This is a genomic window from Streptomyces sp. NBC_00659, assembly GCF_036226925.1.
Classification (GTDB): domain Bacteria; phylum Actinomycetota; class Actinomycetes; order Streptomycetales; family Streptomycetaceae; genus Streptomyces.
Genome location: NZ_CP109031.1, coordinates 1,959,407 through 1,979,519, shown reverse-complemented (window position 1 = coordinate 1,979,519; position 20,113 = coordinate 1,959,407). Strand labels below are relative to the sequence as shown.

At 73.3% G+C, this 20,113-nt stretch carries 16 protein-coding genes; 9 read left to right on the top strand and 7 right to left on the bottom strand.

Annotated features, from left to right (window positions below):
• Positions 1–18: 18 nt before the first annotated feature.
• Complete coding sequence (locus tag OG410_RS08425) at positions 19–213, bottom strand: hypothetical protein (RefSeq protein WP_103549671.1); 195 nt, start codon at positions 211–213, stop codon at positions 19–21.
• Positions 214–473: 260 nt separating this feature from the next.
• Here OG410_RS08425 and OG410_RS08420 point away from each other — a divergent pair, with 260 nt between their 5' ends.
• From OG410_RS08420 to OG410_RS08400, 5 genes are all read left to right on the top strand, one after another.
• On the top strand, positions 474–866 hold the full coding sequence (locus OG410_RS08420) for an ankyrin repeat domain-containing protein (protein ID WP_329298548.1): 393 nt from the start codon (positions 474–476) through the stop codon (positions 864–866).
• 300 nt (positions 867–1,166) lie between these two features.
• Positions 1,167–2,591 (top strand): HEAT repeat domain-containing protein, encoded by a 1,425-nt coding sequence (locus tag OG410_RS08415; RefSeq protein WP_329298547.1) that lies wholly within the window; start codon positions 1,167–1,169, stop codon positions 2,589–2,591.
• A 139-nt stretch (positions 2,592–2,730) separates the two neighbouring features.
• A complete protein-coding gene (locus OG410_RS08410) occupies positions 2,731–3,894 on the top strand; it encodes a glycosyltransferase family 4 protein (protein ID WP_329298546.1) in 1,164 nt (387 codons plus the stop codon).
• A complete protein-coding gene (locus tag OG410_RS08405) occupies positions 3,891–5,045 on the top strand; it encodes a glycosyltransferase (RefSeq protein WP_329298545.1) in 1,155 nt (384 codons plus the stop codon). The genes OG410_RS08410 and OG410_RS08405 overlap by 4 nt, the downstream gene beginning before the upstream one ends.
• Complete coding sequence (locus tag OG410_RS08400; protein WP_329298544.1) at positions 5,042–5,896, top strand: SGNH/GDSL hydrolase family protein; 855 nt, start codon at positions 5,042–5,044, stop codon at positions 5,894–5,896. The genes OG410_RS08405 and OG410_RS08400 overlap by 4 nt, the downstream gene beginning before the upstream one ends.
• A 124-nt stretch (positions 5,897–6,020) precedes the next feature.
• Here the strand turns inward: OG410_RS08400 and OG410_RS08395 are convergent, their stop codons facing one another.
• The 5 genes from OG410_RS08395 to OG410_RS08375 all read right to left on the bottom strand — a co-directional run bounded on the left by OG410_RS08395 (position 6,021) and on the right by OG410_RS08375 (position 10,543).
• Positions 6,021–6,905: a biotin-dependent carboxyltransferase family protein gene (locus OG410_RS08395; RefSeq protein WP_329298543.1), complete on the bottom strand. Its 885-nt coding sequence runs from the start codon at positions 6,903–6,905 to the stop codon at positions 6,021–6,023.
• Positions 6,902–7,519 carry a 5-oxoprolinase subunit B family protein gene (locus tag OG410_RS08390; RefSeq protein WP_329304057.1) on the bottom strand — a complete coding sequence of 206 codons (618 nt, stop codon included), beginning with the start codon at positions 7,517–7,519 and terminating at the stop codon, positions 6,902–6,904. The genes OG410_RS08395 and OG410_RS08390 overlap by 4 nt, the downstream gene beginning before the upstream one ends.
• 65 nt (positions 7,520–7,584) lie before the next feature.
• Positions 7,585–8,343, bottom strand: a complete 759-nt coding sequence (locus OG410_RS08385) for a LamB/YcsF family protein (protein WP_329298542.1) — start codon at positions 8,341–8,343, stop codon at positions 7,585–7,587.
• A 29-nt stretch (positions 8,344–8,372) separates the two neighbouring features.
• Complete coding sequence (locus tag OG410_RS08380) at positions 8,373–9,194, bottom strand: putative hydro-lyase (RefSeq protein WP_329304056.1); 822 nt, start codon at positions 9,192–9,194, stop codon at positions 8,373–8,375.
• A 29-nt stretch (positions 9,195–9,223) separates the two neighbouring features.
• The gene (locus OG410_RS08375) at positions 9,224–10,543 is read right to left on the bottom strand and encodes an MFS transporter (protein WP_329298541.1); all 1,320 of its coding nucleotides are present in this window, start codon (positions 10,541–10,543) and stop codon (positions 9,224–9,226) included.
• Between the two features lie 181 nt (positions 10,544–10,724).
• Between OG410_RS08375 and OG410_RS08370 the strand changes: the two genes are divergently transcribed.
• The 4 genes from OG410_RS08370 to OG410_RS08355 all read left to right on the top strand — a co-directional run bounded on the left by OG410_RS08370 (position 10,725) and on the right by OG410_RS08355 (position 18,922).
• Positions 10,725–11,429 carry a GntR family transcriptional regulator gene (locus tag OG410_RS08370; RefSeq protein ID WP_329298540.1) on the top strand — a complete coding sequence of 235 codons (705 nt, stop codon included), beginning with the start codon at positions 10,725–10,727 and terminating at the stop codon, positions 11,427–11,429.
• A 209-nt stretch (positions 11,430–11,638) separates the two neighbouring features.
• Positions 11,639–13,156, top strand: coding sequence for a hypothetical protein (locus tag OG410_RS08365; protein ID WP_329298539.1), 1,518 nt, complete (start codon positions 11,639–11,641; stop codon positions 13,154–13,156).
• A 184-nt stretch (positions 13,157–13,340) separates the two neighbouring features.
• Positions 13,341–14,219 carry a hypothetical protein gene (locus OG410_RS08360; protein WP_328666740.1) on the top strand — a complete coding sequence of 293 codons (879 nt, stop codon included), beginning with the start codon at positions 13,341–13,343 and terminating at the stop codon, positions 14,217–14,219.
• Positions 14,220–14,287: 68 nt separating this feature from the next.
• Positions 14,288–18,922 (top strand): hypothetical protein, encoded by a 4,635-nt coding sequence (locus OG410_RS08355; protein WP_329298538.1) that lies wholly within the window; start codon positions 14,288–14,290, stop codon positions 18,920–18,922.
• Positions 18,923–19,149: 227 nt separating this feature from the next.
• On the opposite strand, the gene OG410_RS08350 is transcribed toward OG410_RS08355, so the two are convergent.
• Positions 19,150–19,785, bottom strand: a complete 636-nt coding sequence (locus OG410_RS08350; RefSeq protein WP_443063879.1) for a hypothetical protein — start codon at positions 19,783–19,785, stop codon at positions 19,150–19,152.
• Between the last annotated feature and the right edge of the window lie 328 nt (positions 19,786–20,113).

Sequence of the window (20,113 nt, the reverse complement as noted above, 5' to 3'; positions counted from 1 at the left end):
TACGAGGTGGGGACGTCGTCAGAACTTGATCCCGCCGAGGAGGCCCGCCAGGCTCTCCCCGCCGGCCTTGATGCTCGGCGCGATGGCCGTGCTGGCGAGGTAGAAGCCGAAGAGCGCGGCCACGAAGGCGTGCGACGCCTTCAGCCCGTCCTTCTTGAAGAAGAGGAAGACGATGATGCCGAGAAGGACGACGCCTGACATGGACAGAATCATTTGAGCTCTCCTGGTTCGTGGGGACGGTCACCATGAGTTGTTCCAGGATCACAGCATGTATCCATACGATAAAAGGTGCAACTGGGTGAAAAATGGATGATTTCACCCGAGCGATGGAGCTGCCTTGCGCCGCCTGAGCTGCTCTGTTGCGCTCGATGTGCACTTTGTGATCTTTGCCGCGGAGGATGCCTGTGATGTGCCGTGGGAGCCAGTACCCTGTCGATTCACCCGAACGGTTGCAGTGAGAGGCGGTCCGGCAGATGAGCGAAGCCCCCGACCCCGAGGTCGTGGAGCTCGCGACCAAGATCTTCGATCTGGCGCGACGCGGCGAGACGGAGGCGCTCGTGGCGTATGTCGACGCCGGTGTCCCGGCCGACCTCACCAACGACCGCGGCGACTCGCTCGTGATGCTCGCCGCCTACCACGGGCACGCCGACGCGGTCCGCGCCCTGCTGGAGCGCGGCGCCGAGGCCGACCGTGTCAACGACCGCGGCCAAACCCCCCTCGCCGGGGCCGTGTTCAAGGGCGAGGAGGCCGTCATCCGGGTCCTCCTGGCCGCTGGCGTCGACCCGGCCGCGGGCACCCCGTCGGCTGTCGACACGGCGCGCATGTTCGCCAAGACGGACCTGCTCGAATTGTTCGGCACGTCATGAATCGAACGCCCTGACCAGGTGAAACGCAGGAAAAAAGGGAGGCGGAACGGGGCCGCCGGAAATACGGTCGCGGCAGGAAGAACCGCCGAGTCATCATGACGACGTGATTCACGGACGCGATGGCTGGGCAGAAGTTGCCGCACCGCGCGGGCCGTGACTCGGCCCGCATGGGCCACCGACGAGAGGCAGAGGAAGATGGTCTACAGCAAGCAAGAGACGGCGGGCGCCCCGACGTGTTGTCACGCGGCCAGGTAATGCAGGATCCCGGTTGCGTCGACGCTTGATGTGAGGCTGTTTCCCATGTTCGATCCGGTCATAGCGCCCAGCGGAACCCTGCTCGGCCTTCTCCAGAGGGGCCGCGGCGACGGCACGCTGCACGCACTCACCGCACCGCGGGCCGAAGCGCTCGCGGCACTGAACCACTGCGTTCTCAGGGACCCGCGCCACGACTGGCAGGTGGAGAACCGCTCCCTGTACTACGCCCGTCTCTATCTCGATCTGAGTGGCGAGCTCGACGAGATCGAGCGGCACCTCTTCGACGCCGAGGACATCCTCGACGACTGCGAGTCACGCACAGGGCTCGCCCTGGCGGTCCTCGGACACCTCGCCTCCTACGGCAGGCGCGACGCGCTCGCGCTGCTGCGCCGGTACGCCGCGGTCGGCTCCAACTGGGCCTGGGCCCTGGACGAGCTGGCCCTGCGCGACGACGACGCGGGCCTGCGCGCCCTCGCCGCCCCCGTGCTCGCCCGGTTCCCGGCCGATCCCGAGGGCGACGCCGCCCTCGCCGCCGTCGTACGCGACTCCTTCGAGCCACGGCCGTGGCGGCTGTGGGCCGACGACTCCCGTACGTCCATCGCCACGCGTGTGCGCGCCGCCCAGGAAGCCGGGTCCTTCGACCGCTGGCAACGACAGATGCGACCCTCGGGGCCCCGCCCCGGGTGGAGCGTCGAAGCCGTCTTCGCGTGGGCCCAGCAGGGCATCGAACGCGGGGCCGCGCTGCACGTCCCCGCCGCCGCCGCCCGCTGCCTGACCGCCGTCGCCGGACCCGAGGACCGTCCCGAGATCGTCGAGGCCGCGCGCCACGGCGGGGAGGGCGCGCGCTGCACGGCTCTGCGCTACCTCGCCGACGGCAACGACCCGGACGCCCTCGACCTGATCGAGGCGGCCGTCGCGGACGGGTCGACGCCCGTCGCCGAGGCCGCCGTCGACGCCTTCGAACGGATGCGGAGCGCCGCCGCCGTCGACCGGGCCCGCGGCTGGGCGCACCGGCCCGACGCCCTCGGCGCCGCCGCGGGCCGCGTACTCGCCTGCCGGGGCGGCGCACAGGACCGCGATCCGGTCCTGGCCGCCCTGCGCGAGGCGGTACGGGGCGAGGGCCCCGACGCGCCGACCCTGTGGACGCTCGTCGACGGCACCGGACGGCTCGGCATCGCCTGCGCCGCCCCTGTTCTGCGGCACATCTACCGCGAGACCGCGTCGTCACATCTGCGGCAGCGCGCCGCACGTGCCCTCGCCGTCACGGACCCGTCCTTCGCCGCGGGCTTCGCCGTCGAGTGCCTCTGGGACTGCGAGGAGACCACCCGCGAGATCGCCGCACGGCACGCCGAGACCGGTGACGCGCGCGTAGTCGATCAGTTGCGCAGGCTGGCCGCGGATCCGGCCGAGGAGGCCGAAGTCCAGACAGCGGTACGGAGCCGGATCGGACCCGACATGCCGGCCGTATGAACGTTCGGTGACCCGGGAGTCAGTAGTTCGTGGACGCGGGCTGACCTGGACGGGTGCGGTGCGCAACGCTCACGGGACGTTCATCGTTCGCATAGATCCACGTTGACGCGGCCACGTCCAGCGGGGCGAGAACACCCGTATGCGAGTCGTCATCGTGACCGAATCCTTTCCCCCCGATGTGAACGGCGTGGCCCACTGCGCGCTCCAGACCGCCCGGCACCTCGTCGATCGCGGTCACGTTCCCCTGGTCGTCGCCCCGGCCACCTCCCCCAAGTTCTCGGCCTCCCCCGAACAGGGAAGCGCATTCACCCGGAGCGGGCCCGACGCTCTCGCGCCGTGCCCGGTCGTCCGCGTCCCCTCCATTCCGCTACCGGGCTATCCCCAGGTCCGCGTAGCCCTCCCCAGTCGCCGCGTCGCCGCGGCCATCACCGAACACCGCGCCGACATAGTCCACCTGGCCAGCCCCTTCATCCTCGGCGTCCGCGGCATGGCGGCCGCCTCCCGGCTCGGCATCCCCGCCGTGGCGGTCTACCAGACCGACCTCGCCGGATACGCCCGTACGTACATCAGCGCGGGCGAGGCCACCGCGTGGCGGCGCATCCGCTCGGTGCACGCCGCGGCCGACCGGACGCTCGCCCCGTCCAGCGCGGCCCTGCACGACCTGGAGACGCACGGTGTGCCCCGGGTACGGCTCTGGGCGCGCGGTGTCGACACGGTCCGCTTCCGCCCCGGCCACCGCGACGAGGCGCTCCGCCGCGAACTGGCTCCGAACGGCGAGCTGATCGTCGGCTACGTCGGCCGGCTCGCCCCCGAGAAGCACGTCGAACTGCTCTCCGGGGTCTGTGAGATGGACGGCGTCCGCGTCGTCGTGGTCGGCGACGGACCCAGCGAGGCCACCTTGCGCGGCGCGCTCCCCGGCGCGGTCTTCCTCGGCCGCCGCACCGGCGACGAACTCGCCCGGATCTTCGCCTCGCTGGACGTCTTCGCGCACACCGGCCCCTTCGAGACCTTCTGCCAGACCGTGCAGGAGGCCATGGCCAGCGGAGTGCCCGTCGTCGCGCCCGCCGCCGGCGGACCGCTCGACCTGGTCGACCACGGGCGCACCGGGCTGCTCGTCCCGCCGCGCGACGCCGACGCCGTACGGGACGCGGTGCGCACCCTGGTCGCCGATCCCGCGATGCGGGCGGCCTACGGCGCCGCCGGGCACGCCATGGTCGAGGGCCGTACCTGGGCCGCGGTGGGCGATCAGCTCATCGCTCACTACGAGGATGTGCTCTCCGCACGGAAGCTGGTGGCGGCATGAGTCTGCGCATCGTACGGCTCGCCAACTTCGTCGCCCCCTCCTCCGGAGGGCTGCGCACCGCACTGCGGGAGCTGGGCGCCGGATACCGGGCGGCCGGACACGAACCGGTCCTCGTCATACCCGGCGAGCGCGCGAGTGACCGCGACACCGGGCAGGGACGGGTGATCACGCTGCCCGGCCCGCTGCTGCCCGGCACCGGCGGCTACCGGGTCCTCACGGACAAGCGGCGGGTGGCCCGGCTTCTGGAGTCGCTCGCCCCCGACCGCCTGGAGGTCTCCGACCGGACCACCCTGCGCTGGACCGGAGTGTGGGCACGACGGGCCCGGGTGCCCGCCGTGATGGTCTCCCACGAGACCGCCGACGGTGTACTGCGCACCTGGGGACTGTCCGAGGCGATGGCCCGGCGGACCGCCGACGCCCTCAACGTCCGCACGGCTCACTCCTATGCGCGCGTGGTGTGCACCACGGAGTTCGCCGAGCGCGAGTTCGTGCGGATCGGCGCCCGCAACGTCGTACGAGCACCCCTGGGCGTCGATCTGGTGGACCGGCACCCCGCGCTGCGTGACCCGGTGCTGCGTGCCCGGCACGCGCGCGCGGACCAGGTCCTGCTCGTCATGTGCTCCCGCCTGTCCGTGGAGAAGCGGCCCGGTACGGCGCTCGACGCGCTGGAGGCTCTGCTGCGGCGCGGTGAGCGGGCCGTGCTCGTCGTCGCCGGGGACGGACCGCTCAGGGCCCGGCTGGAACAGCGCGCCCGGGATCGGAGGCTGCCCGTCACCTTCCTCGGGCACGTATCCGACCGCACCCTGCTCGGCTCGCTCCAGGCCTCGGCGGACGTGTGCCTGGCACCCGGGCCCGCGGAGACCTTCGGGCTCGCCGCCCTGGAGGCGATGGCCTGCGGCACCCCCGTGGTCGCCAGCTCGATCTCCGCCCTGCCGGAGATCGTCGGCTCCGCCGGGGCCACCGCCGGAGACAGCGGGGACTCCTTCGCGGACGCGGTACGGCTGCTGCTCGGCCGCGCCGAGAGCGAGCGCAGGCAGGCCGCACGCGCGCGTGCCGAGTGCTTCGGCTGGGACGCCGCCGTGACGGGTTTCCTCGCCGCGCACGACGCGGTGGCCGTGAACAGGCCGCGTCTTCAGGAGGGCGTCGCATGAGACCGGTTCGGTTCGTCGCTCTCGGGGACTCCCTCACGGAGGGTGTGGGCGACCCCGTCGGGGACGGGTGGCGGGGGTGGGCCGAACTGCTCGCTCCGGGGCTCGCCCCGGCGGACGCGCCCGTGCGGTTCACCAACCTCGCGGTCAGCGGGGCGCAGACACGGGACGTCCTGGAACGGCAGACCCCGGCGGCGCTCGCCCTGGAGCCCGACATCGTCTCCGTCGTGATCGGCGTCAACGACACCCTGCGGTACACCTTCGACATCCACTCGGTGGCCGAACGGCTCGACACGGTGTACGCGGCGTTCCGCGCGCGGAACGCGATCGTGCTGACGGCCTGCCTCCCGGACCCCGGCTCGATGCTCGGGCTCCCGGGAGCGCTGGCCCGCCCGCTGGCCCGGCGTCAGCACGCGGTCAACGCGGTGGTGCACGCCCTCTCGAAGCGGCACGGGGCGATGCATCTGCACGCGGCGGAGGAGGCCTGGCTCAAGGACCGCGCCGTGTGGAGTGCCGACCGGCTGCACCCGGGGGAGCTGGGGCACCGTCAACTGGCCCTGCGCTTCCACGAGCTGCTCGCCGAGGAGGGCGTCGCCGACGGGATCACCCCGTTGGCCGAGGCCGAGTTCCCCGCGCCGACCCGTGCCGCGAGCCTTCTGTGGCTGGCCACGGCGGGAACGGGCTGGGTGGCCAGGCGCTGCACGGACCTGCTGCCCCAGCTGCTCACCCTCGCCGCGTCCGAGGTGCGCCACCGGGCCCGGGGCACCAGCGCCCGCCTCGACCTGAGCGCCTCGCACGCCGTCGCGTCCGCCCTGGCGGCCCTGTCCGTGGCGGAACAGCCGGACGTGGCCTGACGGGCGGAGGAAGTCCGGCGGCCGGACGTGGCCTGACGGCTGGACGCGGCCCTGCGGGCCCGCGAGGCGGGCACCGGTGGAAGCGGCCGGTGCCCCTTTCGCCGGCGCACGGCCCGCGGCGGCCTCAGCGACGGCGAACGGCCAGGAACCGCACCGGGGCTCCCGGGACCGCCTGAGCGGCCGCCGGGAGATCGGCGGACCGGACGACCGCGATCACCGGGTAGCCCCCGGTGGTCGGATGGTCGGCGAGGAAGACGACCGGGCGGCCGTCGGGCGGCACCTGGACGGCACCCAGCACCAGGCCCTCACTGGGGAGTTCGCCGGAGACGGCCCTCTCCAGCGAGGGCCCCTCCGTGCGCAGGCCGATGCGGTTGCTCGCCGACGAGACCCGGTACACGCGCGTCGTGAGCGTCCGCAGGGCCGGCCCGGTGAACCAGCCGTCGCGTGGGCCGAGCGTCACGCGCAGCACCAGCTCGGCGGGCGGGGCGCGGTGCGGGACGACGTCCACGCGCGCGTGAAGGGCGCCGGGACTCCCCAGGGGAAGCGTGCCCAGGGGAAGCACCGCGCCGTCCGTCAGAGGTGGCGGGCCGAGCCCCGAGAGCAGGTCGGTCGAGCGGCTGCCGAGCACCGGATCGACCGCCACGCCGCCGGACACGGCCACATAACTCCGTAGCCCCGCGCGCGCGGAGCCGACGTCCAGGAGCGCCCCCGCGGGCACCCGGACAGGAGCCCCCCAGGCGACCGGGCGGCCGTCCACCCGTACCGGGCAGGGTGCTCCGGTCACGGCCACCGTGACCGTCGAACGGGGGCGCAGGGCACAGCCGTCGACCGTCGTCTCCAGTACGGCGGCCTCGGCCGGGTTGGCGACGAGCCGGTTGGCCAGCGCCGCCGCGGGCGTGTCGAGCGCTCCGGAGCACGGCACACCGAGATGGGCGTGCCCGGGCCGCCCCTGGTCCTGGACGGTGGTCAGGGCCCCGGCCCGCACCACCGCGAGGGCCCGGTCGCTCATGAACACCTCTGCGGTACGAAGCGCACCCGCGCGCCGGGGGCCAGCAGCGCGGCCGGTACGCGCGCGTGGTCCCACAACAACGCGTCCGTCGTGCCGATGAGCTGCCAGCCACCCGGCGAACTGCGCGGGTACACACCGGTGTACGGGCCCGCCAGCGCCACGGAGCCCGCGGGCACCGCCGTGCGCGGGGTCGCCCGGCGCGGCACGTCGTACCGTGCCGGCAGTCCGGTGAGATAGCCGAAGCCGGGCGCGAACCCGCAGAAGGCGACCCGGAACCCGGCCGCGGCGTGGATCTCCGGCACCTCGCGCACCGCCACCCCCCACAGGGCAGCCACATCCGCCAGGTCGGGACCGTCGTACCGTACCGGGATCTCGACGGTGTCGTCCGCGCGCGCGGTCAGCGGGGGGATCTCCCAGCCGGGCAGCAGCTCCGCGAGCCGGCCGGGGTCGTCCAGGCCGTCCAGGAGCACCGTGCGGGCCGCCGGGACGATCTCCCGTACGGACAGCGAGCCGTCCGCGCGGCGTCGCAGCAGCTCGGCGTGCAGTGCCTGGGCGGCCTCCCCCGAGGGGACCTCGACCAGCAGCGCCCGGTCGCCGACGGGCAGGGTCTTCAGGCCGGGGCCTGTCACGTCGACGCCGGGCGGCACCGGGGCCCTCCCGCCGTCGGCGGGCCGGGCGCTCACGCGAACGCCCGCACGAGCACGCCCGCGGACTCCAGCCGGGCTCGCACCCGGCGGGCCAGTTCGACCGCGCCCGGTGTGTCCCCGTGCAGGCACAGGGAGCGCGCGCGGACCTGCACGCGCTCCCCGGAACGGGAGGTGACCACCCCGGAGCGCGCGAGGCCCAGGGAGCGTTCGACGACGGCCTCGGCCTCCGTGATCACCGCGCCCTCCTGCGTACGCGGCACCAGCGTGCCCTCCTCCGTGTACGCGCGGTCCGCGAACGCCTCCGGGACGACGGGCAGCCCGGCCCCCTCGGCGATCTTCAGGAAGCGCGAGGACGGGAGACCGAGCACGGGCAGATCCGCGCCCGCCAGCAGGACACCGTCGACGACCGCCGCCGCCTGCTCCTCGTCGTGCACGACCCGGTTGTAGAGCGCGCCGTGCGGCTTCACGTACGCCACCCGCGAACCCGCCGCGCGCGCGAAGACCTCCAGGGCGCCGATCTGGTACGCCACTTCGGCCGCCAGCTCGTCGGGCGGCACGTCCATCGCCCGCCGCCCGAACCCCGCCAGGTCACGGTAGGAGACCTGGGCGCCGATCCGTACCCCCCGCTCCGCCGCCAGCTCGCACACCCGCCGCATGGTGGCCGCGTCCCCGGCGTGGAAACCACAGGCCACATTGGCGCTGGTCACGACGGACAGCAGCTGTTCGTCGTCGGTCAGCCGCCAGCGGCCGAAGCCCTCGCCGAGATCGGCGTTGAGATCGATGGGGGTCATGGGCTGCCGTTCCTCCTCCTCCGGCCCGTTCAGGCCACTCGGTACTGCTCGTCACGGGTGTCCGTGATGAACATCCGGCCGGGCGCGTGGGTGATCGCGAACGGCGGACGGGATGCCATCACGGCAGCCTGCGGCGTCACTCCGCAGGCCCAGAACACCGGGATGTCGTCCGGGGCCACGACCACCGGATCGCCGAAGTCGGGGCGCGAGAGATCCTCGATGCCCAGCCCCGAGGGGTCGCCGCAGTGCACCGGACTGCCGTGTACGGCGGGCAGCAGACTGCTCTCCCGGATCGCCGTGCCCAGGTGTTCGGGCGGCACCGGACGCATCGACACGACCATGGGGCCGCGCAGCCGCCCCGCCGGCCGGCACTGACGCGTCGTCACGTACATCGAGACGTTGCGGCCCTGCTCGATGTGGCGCAGCGGGACACCCGCGGAGCTCAGCGCCCACTCGAAGGTGAAGCTGCACCCGATCAGGAACGACACCAGGTCGGACCGCCAGTGGTCGACGACGTCCGTGGGCTCGGCCGCCAACGCGCCGTGCTCCCACACCCGGTAGCCCGGCAGATCGGTGCGCAGGTCGGCGCCCGGGGCGAGCACGGTGGTCCAGGAACCGGCGTCGGTGACGTCGAGGACGGGACACGGTTTCGGGTTGCGCTGGCAGAACAGCAGCATCTCGTACGCCCAGTCGGCGGGCACCGACACGAGGTTGGCCTGGGCGTGGCCCGCGGCGATCCCGGCGGTGGGAACCGACAGCCCCGAACGGAACCGCCTGCGGGCCCTCCCGGGGGTCCACGCGCGCGCGTGGCCGGGGGTCTTCAGCGGGCCCGGTGAGCCGTCCCCGGGCAGGGCGGGCGGGCGGACCTGGACGGTGTCGTTCACAGGAGATCCTTGCCACGCGTCTCGGGGAGTCCGGTCAGGGCGAGCGCGGCGAGGGCGTATCCGATCGCGCCGAAGACCAGCGCTCCGCCGACGCCCCAGCTGTCGGCCAGGAAACCGACCGTGGTGGGGAAGGCCGCGCCGACGGCACGCCCGGTGTTGTACGCGAAGCCCTGTCCCGTGCCGCGCACCGCCACCGGGTACAGCTCGCTGAGGAACGAGCCGAAACCGCTGAAGATCGCCGACATGCAGAAGCCGAGAGGGAAGCCGAGCACCAGGAGAAGGGTGTTGGCGCCGCTCGGGATGTTCGCGTAGGCGAGGACGCAGGCCGCGGAGAGGACCGCGAAGAGCAGGATGTTGCGCTTGCGGCCCAGTCTGTCGGTGAGGAGACCGCCGGTGAGGTAGCCGAGGAAGGCTCCGGAGATCAGGAGCGTCAGATAGCCGCCGGTACCGACGACGGACAGTCCACGCTCCGTCTTCAGATAGGTGGGCACCCAGGTGGCCAGCGTGTAGTAGCCGCCCTGGACACCGGTGGAGAGCAGGACCGCGAAGAAGGTGGTGCGCAGCAGGCCCGGGACCTCGGCCGTGCCGGGCCTGAAGATCGCGGCGAACGACCCCTTGCCGGCGCTCCTCTCGCGCGCCGCGGCCGCCTCGGGCGCGTCCCGCACCTCGCGCCTGACCCAGACCACGAGCAGAGCGGGCAGCGCGCCGGTCCAGAACATCACGCGCCAGGCGAGGTCGTCGTCGAGAAGCTGGAAGACCAGCGTGTAGACGGCCACGGCGAGGCCCCAGCCGACGGCCCAGGCGCTCTGGACCGCGCCGAGCGTACGCCCGCGGTTCCGGGGGCTCGCGTACTCGGCGACCAGGACGGCGCCGACCGCCCACTCGCCGCCGAAGCCGAGACCCTGAAGCGCACGGAACACCAGCAGCGTCTCGTAGTTCGGCGCGAAGCCACAGGCCACGGTGAACACCGCGTAGGTGATCACCGTGATCATCAGCGCTTTGACGCGTCCGATCCGGTCCGCGACCACACCCGCGACGGCACCGCCGACCGCGGACACGACCAGTGTGACGGTGGTGAACAGGCCGGTCTGGCCGCTGTCGAGGCCGAAGTACGCCGCGAGGGCGACCATGCTCAGCGGCAGGGTGAAGTAGTCGTACGAGTCGAGGCCGTAGCCGCCGAACGCGCCGCCGAACGCGCGCCGGCCCTGCGGGCCGAGGGCGCGCAGCCAGCCGAACGCGCCTTCCGGGGCGGTGGGTTCACCTGTGACGGGTTGCTTGCCGGGGGTCAGGGCCTGGGGTGGAGGGGTCGTGCTCATGGGCACCTCGCATTGAGGGACGGAGAGTGCATGAGGACTGAGCCGGGCCGTGCGGAAGCCTTTGGACGCTTGGCAGTTCGTCGTGGTGCGGAGAGCGCCTGCCCGACAAGGTAGAGGATCGTTGAACGATCCCTCAATACCCGTGTTGTTTCGTTCTCGTGTCTGCGGTTGAATTCCGGGCATGGCAGAGCTGACGGAACTGGCCGACGATCGCGCCCTGTTGGGCCGCACCAGCACCGCCGAGCGGGTCTCGGACATCCTCAGGAGCCGGATCGCCGAGGGCTTCTTCCCGCCTGGGACGCGATTGTCGGAGGACAGCATCGGCGGCGCCCTCGGGGTCTCCCGCAACACGCTGCGCGAGGCGTTCCGGCTGCTCACGCACGAGCGGCTGCTGGTGCACGAACTCAACCGAGGGGTCTTCGTACGGGTGCTCACGGTCGAGGACGTCGAGGACATCTACCGCACCCGGTCCCTCGTCGAGTGCGCCGTGGTCCGCGGGCTTGGCGCGCCGCCCTATGCCGTGGAGGGGATCGCCGGAGCCGTTTCCGCCGGGCAGCGGGCGGCGCGCGAAGGTGACTGGAAAGGAGTGGCGACCGCCAACATCCACTTCCACCGCGAACTGGTCGCGCTCGCCGGCAGCGCCCGTACCGACGAGGTGATGCGCAGCGTCTTCGCGGAGCTGCGTCTCGCCTTCCACGTCGTGGACGACCCCCAGCGGCTCCACGAGCCCTACCTCGCGCGCAACCACGAGATCCTCCAGACCCTGCGGGCCGGCGACCGGGACGGCGCGGAGCGCCTCCTCGCGGCATATCTCGACGACTCGCTCGCCGGCCTCGTCGAGGTGTACGCGCACCGCGTGGCCGACGGGGGAGAGGGCGCCGGCTGACGGCCTCGCGCCACGCGCCTGCCGGCTGGGCCCGGTGTGTGGCGTCGGCCACGTGGGGCCGGTGCCATGGCCCGGACACGCACGGCGGCTGTCCGTGTGTCCGGCCGTGCCCACGGCGACCGGGTCGGCCGGTTCGTGGTCCGGCGGGGACGGCGGTCGCTTCTGCGCCGTTTCGACCGTTGTCGGACCGAGGACCTACTCTGTGCAGCGTGACTTCGCCTGCATCGACGGACAGCGTTCCGCCCCAGTTCAGCGCGGCGCGGCGCCCGGCGCCGGGCCCGGCCGCCGACGAGGGCCTGGCGCGGCGGCTGCGCGCGCTCGCCTGCACCGCGCCGCTGCACGACCTGGACATGCGCAAGGCGAATCTCGCGGGTGAGTACACGGTGTACGGCATGGCCGAGGTCGCCCTCGCCGCCATCGATCTCGTCACACTCAACATGGACTTCGACACGGGCGCCGACCACGACCAGATAGTGGCCAGGCTCATCCCGCGTATCGCCGCCCAGGCTCCCGGGCGACCGGTCGCCGAGCACGAGCGCGTGGCCCGCTGGGTCCTGGAGAACCTGATCAACGTCGGCAGCGTCGACCGGGGCTTCCGGGCCGTGTACGGCACCTTCGCACCCGACGGCACCTATGTGCGCCGCGACTACGACTTCAAGCTGATCGAGGAAGTGCCGGGCTACGGGGGCAGCGTCTACCTCCGTACGACCGACGAAGCGGTCAACGTCCTCGTCGGCGCCCTCGACACCGATGTCACCAGCGCGCAGATCGCCGCAGAGGTCAAGCTGGAGGTCCTGATCAGCCGCGGCCGACTGGCCGACGCGCAGCTCGCCGCCGAGCAGGCCCGCTACCGGACCGTGCAGTACGCGGAAACGCTGCGCAAGGCCCTCGACGCCACCCGCCGCAACGTCAGGGCCGTCGACTGGCTCCAGGCCGTGCCCGACATGATCGCCGAGGCCCTGGACCACGTGGCCGACCGGTACCGCCACGAGAACGCGATCCTCACCAACATCCGCAAGGCCCGTGACGAGTCCGAGGACCCCGAGCAGAAGCGGCGCGCGGCCGAGCTCGTCGACATAGTCAAGGACTGCATCCGCCGGCACACCCAGCTCCAGTCCCGCCTGCTCGAAGCCGGCCCGCTGTTCCGCGCCGAGCAGGACCGGCAGGCCTTCGGCACCCCCATGACCACCTCGGGGATCGACCTCTACGGCCATCTCGTCGCGCCGGTGCTGCCCCTGCCGGTGGAGCGGGCTCTACGCGTCACCGACGCCTTCTTCAAGTGCGGGACGGGCCTGCGCACCCCCGTCGCCGTACGGGTCGCGGATCTCGTCGACATCCTGCTGACGCCGCCGCTGGAGCGAGAGCACCTCGGCGCGGAGATGCCCGAGCCCGACCTGATCGCCACACCGGACGACAGCCGCTTCAGCGAGGAGCAGCTCGCCTCGGCCAAGGAACTGCTGAACCTGCCGCCCGACGCGCCCCGCCGGCTGTCCGGACTGCTCGCGGAGGCCCGCCGTCGCGATCCCGAGCTGCCCTACCTGGTGGCTCTCCTGGCCGTGCACGCCGCGAGTCCGCCGGTCGGCACCGCCTACCGGCAGGGCGAGGAGCGCCTGCTGTTCGCCGTGGACGACGGGACCGAGCTGGACGACCCGGAGTTCGGCGGGGCCGATCTGATCGTGGGCATGGCGCTGCTCGACGCGGCCAGGATGAAGGCGGACCGGGCATGAACCGTCCACCGCGAGAGCGCGCGCACCGTGGGACACCCCGGAACCCCGCCACCGGCCGCACCGCTCCGGTGAAGGCGCACGCCGGTCCTGCGGAGCCGGGCGCCTCCGGTCCGCGAGCCCCGCACGGGGCACCCGCCCGTACCCCCGCACGTACCCTCGTACTTTCGACCAAGGAGCCCCAGCCGTGACCGAGCACGTCGAGTGGAGTGAACCGGAGGCCACCGCCGCACCGGCGAATGCCCCCGTCACCCCTGCCGACGCCGCCGACGCGGCGCGGCTCGTCGCCTTCGGGCTCCAGCCCAAACTCCAGCCCGCGCGCGATCAGGAGTACACCGAGCTGCTGCGCCGCTACCGCGAGGACCCGCCCTTCGCGCGGCTCGCCGACGCGGTGGCCGCCGGCCTCGGGCTCGTCGTCCTCGAGGTGTCCCCGCGCGCGGGGATGGCGGTGACCGCCGCCGAGGACTCGGTCTTCGCCGTCCGCATGGGCGACTACGCGCGCCGCGCCTCGACCGACTCCGGGGACCGGTTCCTGCACGGACTCGCCCACCTCGCCGTGGCCGCCCTGGCCTTCCCACGCCCCGAGGACCTCGCCGACGACGGATACATCGGGCGCGTCTCGGTCAACGGCGTCGACGCGTTCGTACGACAGGCCTGCAGGCGCCTGGAGGAGCGGGCCGAGGAGACCGGCGAGAACACCGACCCGGCGACCGACGCGCCCGGACTGGAGGCGGCCTGGCGGATCTGGGCACGGCGCAGCTCCACCGGGGCCACCAAGGACGCGCGAAGACTGGCCGGCTCGACGACGGGCATCATCGCGAAGGCCGTCGCCTTCCTCACCGACTCCGGGTTCCTCCAGCGCACCGGCGACGAATCCGGCGGGACCTACCGGACGACGGCCCGCTATCAGCTCCAGGTCCGCGACATGGCGGGCAGCGCGGCCATGGCCGAGCTGCTGGAACTGGGCATCGTCCCGGTGACGGACGGCACGGCGAGCCTGCTGCCCGCCGAGGACACCGACGACCTGGAGCTCGTGGCCGGAGCCGGACTTCCGTTCCACTCCTGACGTCCGCCCGCCCTCCCCGGCTCCCCCTTACGACCTCACCCCCCTTTCGACTACGAGAGTCCGCCGCCATGTACGAGCTGTCCCGGGTCCGCCTCTACTCCATCGGGCCCGCCGGCGCGCGTTACGCCGACACCGTGCTGGACCTGCGCGGAGTCGGCGAGCCCGTGCCCGACCCCGCGCCCACCCAGGCGGAGTTCTTCGCGGAGGAACCGGTCGGCCCGCCGCGCCGGCCCGCGCCGGCCGGTGTGCTCTTCCTGGAGAACGGCGGCGGCAAGTCGGTGCTGCTCAAGCTGATCTTCTCGGTCATGCTCCCCGGCCACCGCAACACCCTGGGCGGCGCCAGTTCCGGCGTGCTGCGCAAGTTCCTGCTCGCCGACGACTGCGGACACGTCGCGCTGGAGTGGCAGCACACGCTGACCGGTGAGTGCGTGGTGGTCGGCAAGGCGAGCGAGTGGCGGGGGCGGCAGGTCTCCAACGACCCGCGGAAGTTCGCCGAAGCCTGGTACTCGTTCCGGCCGGGACCGGGGCTCAGCCTCGACAACCTGCCCGTCGCCGAAGCCACTTCGGTACGGCCGCCCGTCGAGGGCGCCTCCGGAGCGCAGGGGCGGCGGCGCACCATGAAGGGCTTCCGCGACGCGATCACCGAGGCCGGCAAGGCCTACCCGCACCTGGAGGTGCACTGGGAGGAGATCCACGACCGCTGGAACGAGCACCTCGGCGACCTGGGCCTGGACCCCGAACTCTTCCGCTACCAGCGGGAGATGAACGCCGACGAGGGCGAGGCCGCCGGCCTCTTCGCGGTCAAGAAGGACTCCGACTTCACCGATCTGCTGCTGCGCGCCGTCACCGACACCCGCGACACCGACGGGCTCGCCGACCTCGTCGGCGGCTTCGGCAACAAGCTGGGGCGCAGGGCCGAGCTCATCGCCGAGCGCGACTTCACCGCCGGTTCCGCGGATCTGCTCGGCCGGATCGTCGACGCCGCCGGGTCACGGGCACGCGCGCGTGACATCCACACCGGCGCCGAGCGGCGGACCAGGACCCTGGCACGCCGGCTGTCCGCGCGGGCCGTGCGGGAGCGCGTGCGTGCCGGTGAACTCGCCCAGCGCGTGACCGCCGCCGCGTACGGCGTCACCCACGCCGAGGGTGCCCGTGAGCGCAGCGCCCTGATCGCCGCCGAACTCGCCTACCGTCACGCCTCGCTGGCCCTCGCCGGCGCGGAGAAGTCGGCCGCCGCACAGAAGCGCGAGCTCGCCGACGCGCGGACCCTGCACGCCGCCTGGCAGGCCGCCGAGGCCGTGCTGCGCCACCGTGCCGCCGCCGACCGTTCCACCCGCGTCGCCGACGCGATCCGCGAGGCCGAACGGGACGCAGCTCCCGCGCTCGCGGCCCGTGCCACGGCCGCCGTCGATCTCGTCCGCGCGCTGCACCGGGCCGCCGAGGGCGCCGAGGCGCTCGCCAACGAGGAGGAGGAGCGGTCCGCGGGCCTCCAGGAGGCCGGCGAGACGGCGCACGCCGACGCGACGGCCGCCGCCACCGCCGCGCAGCGGGCCCGCAGCGAGGTCGGGCATCTGCGCCAGCGGCTGTCCGAGGTCGAGCAGGAGACCACCGAGGCGGTCCGGGCCGGCTGGCTCGACGACAGCGCCCCCGACGCCGACCCGGCCAGGGCGGCCCTCGCCGCCAGCGACGCGGAGAAGAACGCCGTCGCCGCCTGGGACACCGCGCGCGAGGCCTCGCGGCGCGCCGCCGACCATGCGCGGGAAGCGGCGTCCGCCGAGTCCCGCGCCGAGCTGACGGCCGCCCGCGCTGCGGACGCGGCGACAGCCGCGGAGCGGTCGCACGAAGCGGAGCGGCGCACGGCCGAGGCCCTGGCCCAGGAGGAACGGCTCGCGGAGCTGCTCAGCCTGCCGGGCACCGGCACCCGCCTCGGCGTTCCCCAGCCGCGCCGTGACGCGGACTCCGACGGCCCGGTCGGCTCACCGGCCGGTCCGCCGCTGGCTGCCGAAGAATTGGACCGGTGCGCCGACGAACTCCGCGGGCTTCTCGACGAGACGGTCGCCTCCGCGGAGCGGCAGCTCTTCGAACTGCGCACCGCGGCGGCCGACGACGCCCGGATTCTCGGGGCGCTCGGCGACGGCGGGCTGCTGCCGCCCGGCCCCGACGTCCTCGCCGCCGTCGAGTACCTCGGCGAGCACGGCATCCCCGCGCTGCCCGGGTGGCGCTACCTCGCCCAGGCCGTCGACCCCGTCGACCACGCGCGCGTCCTGGCCGCCCGGCCCGAACTCGTCGACGGCGTGATCATCACCGACCCGGACACCCATGCGCGGGCCCGTGACGTCCTCGGCGACGCGGCGCTGCTGCCCCGCTCGACGGTCGCCGTCGGCACGGCCGCCGCCCTGCTCGCCCCGACCCCGGCCGCCGACGCGGACGACGGCGGCGTCTTCCTCGTACCGCCGAACCCGGCCATGCACGACGAGCACGCCGCCGACGAGGAGCGCCAGGCCCTGCGGGCCCGGACGGGCCTGCGGGACGAAGAGATCCGCACGCTCGCCGCTCGCCTGGGCAAGGACCGGGAGCTGGCCGCGCGCCTCGCGTCCTGGCGCACGGGCTGCCCCGCCGGCCGGCTCGCCGAGCTGGCCGCGACCGCCCGCGACGCGCGCGCGTTCGCGGAGGAGAGCGAGGCCGAGCTGGCCGAGGCCCGCACCGTCCGGGCGGAGTCCGACGAGACGGCGGCCGAAGCGGCCCACGTACGCGACGAGCGGCAGGAGACCGCGCAGAAGGCCCGGCGTGCCGCCGACGCGCTCGCCGGACTCGCCTTCCGGCTGCGCGAACGCGCCGGATGGCAGGTCCAGCTGCGCGAGCTCGCCGACGAGGCGGCGGAGTCGGAGGCCCGCGCCCAGGTATGCCTGGAACGCGCCCGCGCCGCCGACGAGGACCGCCGCGCCACCCAGCGTGCCGCCGACGACGCCCGCCGCACGGCCCGCGCGCTGCGCGCCGAACGCGCGGAGATCGCCGGGGCCCCCGACGAGGTGACACACGACGGGACGGCCGCGGCCAAGGCCTCACTGCCTGCTCTGCGCGAGGCCTACCGGGCCGCGTCGCAGCTCTACGAGAAGGTCGGCGTGGGCGCCGACCTGCGGGCGGAGCAGGCACGGGCCGAGAGCGACGAGAGCGCGGCCCTCGCGGACCTGAACCGGCTCAGCAACAAGGTCCGCACCCGCGCCGGGCAGCTCCTGGAGTCACCGGACGGCTCGGACGGCCCCTCCCGCCAGGCCGCCGCGGCACGTGCCGAGGAACTGGTGCAGCTCCTGGAGACCCGGATGTCGACCGCGAGCGAACAGCTCGGACGGCTGCGCGGCGAGGCGGAGCGGCACGCGCCCGAGGAGGGCGAGGTCCACACCGAGCTGGCGGAGGAGCTGGTTCCGGTCGACGCCGAGCAGGCCCAGGCCCTCCTGCGCACCGCCACGACCGAACTCGCCTCCCGCACCGAGGCGTTGAACCAAGCCCGCGAGGCGCACGCGGAGTTCCTCGACGCCCACCGGTCCGCCGAGGACGGGGCCGGCGGCTTCGACGAGACGGCCGCACTCCTCAGGGACCTGCTCCGCGAACACGTCGACGAGGAGCAGGACGAGCCCGAGCCCTATCCGGGCACGCTCGACGAGGCACGGAACTCCGCCGCCGAGAGCCGCCGCTCGCTGCGCGGCTGCGCCGCCGACCTGACCACGGCCGAGGCCGCCGTCCGTGAGGCCTGCGACATCCTCGTGCGCCACGCCAACGCCACCCGCTACGAGCAGGTACGCACCCCCGCCCGGCAGCAGATCCGCGAGCTGCCCGCCTCCTCCCTGCCCGAGCACGCACAGAAGTGGGCGGACGCGTTCGCCCCCAGGCTGCGTGTGCTGACCGACGAACTGGCGCAGCTGGAGCGCAACCGGGACTCGATCGTGGACCGGCTGCGCGGACTCGTCGAGTCCTCGCTCGCCACCCTTCGGTCCGCCCAGCGGCTGTCCAGACTGCCGGAGGGACTGGGGGAGTGGTCCGGACAGGAGTTCCTGCGCATCCGCTTCGAGGAACCCGACCAGGCCACCCTCACCGAGCGGCTCGGCGAGGTCGTGGACGACGCCACCCGCGCGGCGGTCAAGAAGAACTCCGACATGCGGCGCGACGGCATGTCGCTGCTGCTGCGCGGAGTCAGCGCCGCGCTCCAGTCCAAGGGCGTCGCCGTCGAGATCCTCAAGCCGGACGCCGTGCTGCGCGCCGAACGCGTCCCCGTCGGACAGATGGGCGACGTGTTCTCCGGCGGCCAGCTCCTCACCGCTGCCATCGCCCTGTACTGCACGATGGCAGCACTGCGCAGCAACGACCGCGGCCGTGACAAGCACCGGCACGCCGGCACCCTGTTCCTCGACAACCCCATCGGGCGCGCCAACGCGACGTATCTGCTGGAGCTCCAGCGGGCAGTCTCGGACGCGCTCGGCGTCCAGCTCCTCTACACCACCGGCCTGTTCGACACGACCGCGCTCGCCGAGTTCCCCCTTGTCATCCGGTTGCGCAATGACGCCGACCTTCGCGCCGGGCTGAAGTACATCAGGGTGGAGGAACATCTGCGGCCGGGACTGCCGCGCGAGGCCCCCGCCGGGGAAGCCGTGCACACCGAGATCACCGCGACACGGATGTTCAAGCGACCGGCGCCGGTCACCCCGTAGCGACGGAGCCGTGGGACGGGGACGGGTGGGGGGAATCGCGTGCCGCCGACCGCCGACGACGCGGTCCCCCACTCTTCTTCGGCGACGCGGTTCCCCGCACTCTTCTTCATGGTGTGCTCGTCCACCCGGGCTGCTTCCTCCCGGCACGGCCGCCGGAGCGAAACTGTCCGGCGGCCGCTCCCCGCACGCCTGAGTCGTGATAACCGACGTCGGCGGCTGCCGCTCCGCTACGAGTGCGACAGCTGTCCGGCCCCGCCCCGCCTGCGTATCCGCTCTTGCGCCCGCGCGGAGATCCGTGCCTGACGCCTGGCCTTGCGGCGCTCGCGCCGCAGCGCCCGCGCCGTGCTGCTCGGCACCGACACCACGCCGTTCCGCTGGTTCCACACCTGCCGTGTCACCCAGACGTCAAGGGCGGCCCAGGTGGCGACGACCGTACTGGCCACGCTGCTGAGAACCATCGGGAACGCCAGCCAGGACTCCGCCATCGTGCACAGGAACGCCACCACGGCCTGTATCAGCGTGACCGCGATGACGAGCACCGCACGCACGGCGGACGTACGCACCGGATCGGGCAACCGGCGCTTGCGCGCGGGCTCCTCGATCCACAACGGCCGGTAGTACGCCCGCTCTTCGTGGTCCTCGTATCCGTCCGTGGCGGCGCCTTTCTCCTCGGCTCGGCCGCCCCTGTCGGGGGCGGTGTCCTGGAGGTCCGCCGTGCCGGGCCTGTCCGCCGCCGACCGCGCGTCCGGACGGCCTTGCCCCGCCGCCGGAATGCCGTCATCCGGTACCCGGGTGGCCAGTTGTGCCGCCTTCCGTGTCGCAACCTCAGCAGCGGGTGACCCGCTCCGCTCCGCCGTGCCCATCAACTTGTCACTCCCCACCGCCCAGCAGTCCTCTCGCACGGGTGTCTTGCGACCCCCGCCCCCCAGTGACTGCCCGGCTTGCGTCCTTTTACGCCGACTGGGCGCGGCATGCGGCACCTGTGGCCGATTCCGCCCCCAATTCCCGTACAGACAGACGAACGACCTGCCCCGAAGATTCCCGCTGAGCGAAGAATTTCGGCCAACTGACAAAGTTCCCCGATCCGATGGGATCCGGCCCCAACTGCCATATCCAGGGGAGCAATCTCCCCCAATGAACGGACAACTCCCCATGTCTCGTTCCCCGTCGAGCCGGAACCACGCTCCAGAC

What these genes read in the sequence shown, in the direction of transcription:
- OG410_RS08370 (WP_329298540.1), top strand. Translation starts at nt 10,725, where the DNA reads ATGGCAGAGCTGACGGAACTGGCCGACGATCGCGCCCTGTTGGGCCGC.
- OG410_RS08405 (WP_329298545.1), top strand. Translation starts at nt 3,891, where the DNA reads ATGAGTCTGCGCATCGTACGGCTCGCCAACTTCGTCGCCCCCTCCTCC.
- OG410_RS08375 (WP_329298541.1), bottom strand. Translation starts at nt 10,543, where the DNA reads ATGAGCACGACCCCTCCACCCCAGGCCCTGACCCCCGGCAAGCAACCC.
- OG410_RS08355 (WP_329298538.1), top strand. Translation starts at nt 14,288, where the DNA reads ATGTACGAGCTGTCCCGGGTCCGCCTCTACTCCATCGGGCCCGCCGGC.
- OG410_RS08415 (WP_329298547.1), top strand. Translation starts at nt 1,167, where the DNA reads ATGTTCGATCCGGTCATAGCGCCCAGCGGAACCCTGCTCGGCCTTCTC.
- OG410_RS08350 (WP_443063879.1), bottom strand. Translation starts at nt 19,785, where the DNA reads ATGGGCACGGCGGAGCGGAGCGGGTCACCCGCTGCTGAGGTTGCGACA.
- OG410_RS08410 (WP_329298546.1), top strand. Translation starts at nt 2,731, where the DNA reads ATGCGAGTCGTCATCGTGACCGAATCCTTTCCCCCCGATGTGAACGGC.
- OG410_RS08395 (WP_329298543.1), bottom strand. Translation starts at nt 6,905, where the DNA reads ATGAGCGACCGGGCCCTCGCGGTGGTGCGGGCCGGGGCCCTGACCACC.
- OG410_RS08425 (WP_103549671.1), bottom strand. Translation starts at nt 213, where the DNA reads ATGATTCTGTCCATGTCAGGCGTCGTCCTTCTCGGCATCATCGTCTTC.
- OG410_RS08385 (WP_329298542.1), bottom strand. Translation starts at nt 8,343, where the DNA reads ATGACCCCCATCGATCTCAACGCCGATCTCGGCGAGGGCTTCGGCCGC.
- OG410_RS08420 (WP_329298548.1), top strand. Translation starts at nt 474, where the DNA reads ATGAGCGAAGCCCCCGACCCCGAGGTCGTGGAGCTCGCGACCAAGATC.
- OG410_RS08400 (WP_329298544.1), top strand. Translation starts at nt 5,042, where the DNA reads ATGAGACCGGTTCGGTTCGTCGCTCTCGGGGACTCCCTCACGGAGGGT.